General features: G+C 40.2%; 2 protein-coding genes and 1 pseudogene. All 3 read right to left on the bottom strand.

Annotated features, from left to right (window positions below; genetic code table 11):
- Positions 1-782: pseudogene (locus tag DP116_RS27280) on the bottom strand (hypothetical protein); the annotation flags it as partial.
- A gap of 79 nt (positions 783-861) precedes the next feature.
- Positions 862-1,200: a hypothetical protein gene (locus DP116_RS27275; RefSeq protein ID WP_169158112.1), complete on the bottom strand. Its 339-nt coding sequence runs from the start codon at positions 1,198-1,200 to the stop codon at positions 862-864.
- Between the two features lie 10 nt (positions 1,201-1,210).
- On the bottom strand, positions 1,211-4,107 hold a 2,897-nt coding region (locus DP116_RS27270), incomplete at its 5' end, for a CHAT domain-containing protein (RefSeq protein ID WP_169158111.1).

The following is a 4,107-nucleotide window of genomic DNA, read 5'->3' as shown; positions in this document are numbered from 1 at the left end:
GATCTGGCTTGCTCATAACACCATATCGCTTCAGAACGAGCGTAAATAATTTTACTGCGGCAAAGGAGAAGGTCAATGAAAGGATAATAATATTCTCCTTTCTCTTCTAATTTTGTAGTTTCGGAATGGGTATTTAACCAAATTAATAAATGACACTGTTCTTCAGGAGAGTCAGCATCATTGTTATATTCAAATATTGGACTACCTAATAGTTGCCCTTGATGCTGACAATAAATGTTGACTTTTCGGACAGTTTCTTCTGATAGTAATGCTGCAACACAAGCATCAGCGAAGGCTTGCTCATCATCTATTCTTTCTACAGGTTGAGCAAAAAATACTAAAGTTTGTCCTAGAGAAGCATTGATATTTTTCGGAAGTAAGCAATCATCTGGATTTAGTCCCCTTAAATCAGTGAGTTGTACCTCTGGGTGGGGATAACGTAAAGTTAAATCAAGCGCGTAGGTATCGTGAATTTCTAGGGGATTAGCTTCGCCGCTTAAGTGTAGATTCTTGTTATGTTTAATGGCGGTGAAAGTTAAAATACGTTCGGGAAGTATTTCCCCAGTGATGCTAGTTTTTTTATTATTTTCTTTTTCAATCAGTGCAGGTAAAGTTTCTAATCTCGGCACACCAAGTTGTTTACCAAGTTGCTGGCATTTTTGCCAGAAATGGTTGGCATTTTCTACAGGGGTTTTGGGTTTTTGTGCCAAGCTATGCTTCAGATGAAAAGCATAGAGAGTTAGTTTGGGATAAGCTACCTTTACTGTTGAAAGATAATCCATTTTAGAATGATGATAAATGTCGCGGTGTCCAGATCCCCGACTTCTATAAGAAGTCGGGGATCTAAATTTTCACAAAATATCAATTATTAGGAGTTGGTTTGTCTACCTTCTTAGCAGATGACGAACTTTGTTGAATAGCATTGATTATATTCTTTTTATCAAGTTCGTATTTGGGAATATTTGTAGGTCGCTTCTCCCCTGGTGCTCTTTCTGTTAATTCTTCAATTTCTGCTAAAGCCTCATCTACTTCAGGATGTTCTGAACACCAATCGGAAATAGCATTGGAGAGAGATTGGATTTCATCAGGTTGTTCCTCAATCAATTGAATTAATTCATCCCTATCTTCTTTGGAAAACAATGAGGATTGAGTTGTCAACACATGGACAAAATTATTAACGATAATTTCATAATCAGACATGACTCTTCTCCTATTTGCCAACAGCAGTAAATGCAGCCCAATGATCAGGAGAGTCGAAAGGTTTCTCTCCAGTCATCTTATTAATTTGACGACGTATCTGTCCTTTCTTGGTGCTATCTAAAGGCAATTGAATCATCCATTCCTGTAACTCTTCCTTTGTAGCATCCCGCAACCACCGCTGCGCTTGATTCATAGCAAGTGGTACTGACATATCTGTAGCAGACTTCAAAATTTGAATGAACTTAATCATCAAAAAGGATGTTGATAAATCGTTTACCGTCCATAAACTACTTACAACACTGCTACTACCTGCATAGAGAAACCCACTGGGTAAACCGATATATTCATCGCTGGTGTTCTGGAAGTCGATTAAGCCTGTTTCGCAGGCTGAAAGAACCACGAGACGAGATTGACTAAAGTCGAAAATTAGCTCACCTCGCTCATTTAGCTCAAACAAATTACCCAATGTCAGGCATTTACTTAAATCTATAGTTTTGTCATCAGGTACTTTTAGATATCTTTCGCGGCTAGCATTAGCGGGAATGGGAGAAACATAGGCATCTGCTAGCACTAAACAAGAATTTTGGGGAGAATTTAAGTTGAAGAAACCGTGACAAGAAAAGTGGAGATAATTCACTTCTTTTAATTGTGTTGCTGCTTCAGATAAGGCAGCTTTTGTGGCTTGTTTTTTGGGTAATAGTTGATGTCCGGGAAAGTAAGATAATATGCTTTCTACTTCCAAGTCAGTAAAAGAGAGGTCTTCTGTGGGGTTTTGAATCGCAAACAGGGATTGAAAATCAAGACGTTCTCGCTTTTGCACTTGTTGCAGAAGTTGACAACTGGGTGCATAACCTACACCACGAGGGAATAAATCCACAAGACAAGGCAAATCCTCATAATTTTGAATTTTGAATTTTGAATTTTGACTTGTTATTGGGAGTGCATGAAGGGGGAATAAGTGCAGGAACCGATGAGGGATTAGGATCAGTTGGTCGCAATGGTTTGGTATTTTGGTTAATATTTCATCAATGTGCAGAATCGAAGCTAATTTTTTGAGTTCTTCCCCTAAGCTATTCTGCCACTGTTTTTTTTGATTGTCGTAGTTTTGCAAATATTGATTTACCCAATTCCTAAAAGCTTCTTGATCTTCTGGTTGAGATTGCCAAACAGTGACCTCTCCTTTAGGTATGACAATAAACGCCAGAATTTTATCAATGAGAATATACCACTCGATTATGGCTGTACGCTCATCCAAAGTTGCCTGGAATGAGTCAAATTTGAAATCATAACCAACGCGTAAGTAGCAGTTTTGCAATTCATTACGCTGCTGTCGCAATTCTTGGAGACGTTGTGCTAAGACTTTTGAATTTTCAGCTTTGCCATTTTGGATTTGATATTGTCCTGTAGTTATTTCATCTCTGTATGTTTCTAGTCGAGTAACTACTTCTGGGAGGAAGATGGTTTTCAAGTCACGGTTGAGGATCAGTTCAACTAAATTGCGGGTTTTACTACGTTCAACATATTCAATCGCTTCGGTTATCTTAACCAATTTCAGGCAAACTTCTACCATGCGGCTATAAAGTTGATTCCATTCTTCCGCTTGTTTGCGCTTGGTTTCCTCTCCAGATAGTATTTCCTCCCGCAAAGATTCTACTGTGTCAATAGCAGATTTAAAGGTATTGTAAGCTGAGGTCAACTGGTTTGCATTTTGGTAAGCCATCCCCAGGTTAAATAAAGTCTCTGCATAGTTTTGGGGAAAGGCTTCGCGGGTTCTGACAGTCAAAGCAGCAGAACAAGCAGCGATCGCCAATTCTATATTTTGTGCTTTCTCTCCTGTGATTCTTTCAACGTAGGCAAGACCGAGATTATTTTGCGTCATCGCCCAATCTTGGGGAAAGGCTTGCTGGGTGTAGACACTCAAAGCATCATCACAAGCAGCGATCGCCAATTCTATATTTTCGGCTTTGTCTCCTCTGATTCTTTGACAGTAGGCAACACCGAGACAAGCTTGCATTCTTGCCCAATCTTGGGGAAAGGCTTGCTGGGTGTAGACACTCAAACCAGCAGAAAAAGCAGCGATCGCCAATTCTATATTTTCTGCTTTGTCTCCTTTGATTCTATAAACGTAGGCAGCACCGAGATTATTTTGCGTTCTTGCCCAATCTAGGGGAAAGGCTTGCTGCGTTCTGACACTCAAAGCAGCAGAACAAGCATTGATCGCCAATTCTATATTTTCTGCTTTGTCTCCTCTGATTTTATAAACGTAGGCAGCACCGAGATTATTTTGCATTCTTGCCCAATCTTGGGGAAAGTCTTGCTGGGTGTAGACACTCAAAGCATCATCACAAGCAGCGATCGCCAATTCTATATTTTTTGCTTTGTCTCCTCTGATTCTTTCTCCGTAGGCAGTAGCGAGATTACTTTGCGTTTTTGCCCAATCTTGGGGAAAGGCTTGCTGGGTTATGACAGTCAAAGCATCATCACAAGCAGCGATCGCCAATTCTATATTTTCTGCTTTCTCTCCTAGAATCCTTGCACAGTAAGCATTACCGAGATTATTTTTCGTTCCTGCCCAATCTTGGGGAAAGTCATGCTGGGTGTAGACAGTTAAAGCATCATCACAAGCAGTGATCGCCAATTCTATATTTTGTGCTTTCTCTCCTAGAATTCTTTGACGGTAAGCATTACCGAGATTACCTTGCGTCATTGCCCAATCTTGGGGAAAAGCGTCGCGAGTGTAGACACTTAAAGCAGCAGAAAAAGCAGTGATCGCCAATTCTATATTTTGTGCTTTCTCTCCTCTGATTCTATCAACGTAGGCAACACCGAGACAATTTTGCGTTGTTGCCCATTCTTGGGGAAAGGCTTGCTGGGTGTAGACAGTCAAAGCATCAGAAAAAGCAGCGA

Origin of the sequence: Brasilonema bromeliae SPC951 (assembly GCF_012912135.1) — a bacterium.
GTDB lineage: Bacteria > Cyanobacteriota > Cyanobacteriia > Cyanobacteriales > Nostocaceae > Brasilonema > Brasilonema bromeliae.
The sequence above is the reverse complement of the archived record's forward strand: the minus strand, read 5'-3'. Positions and strand labels throughout refer to the sequence as shown.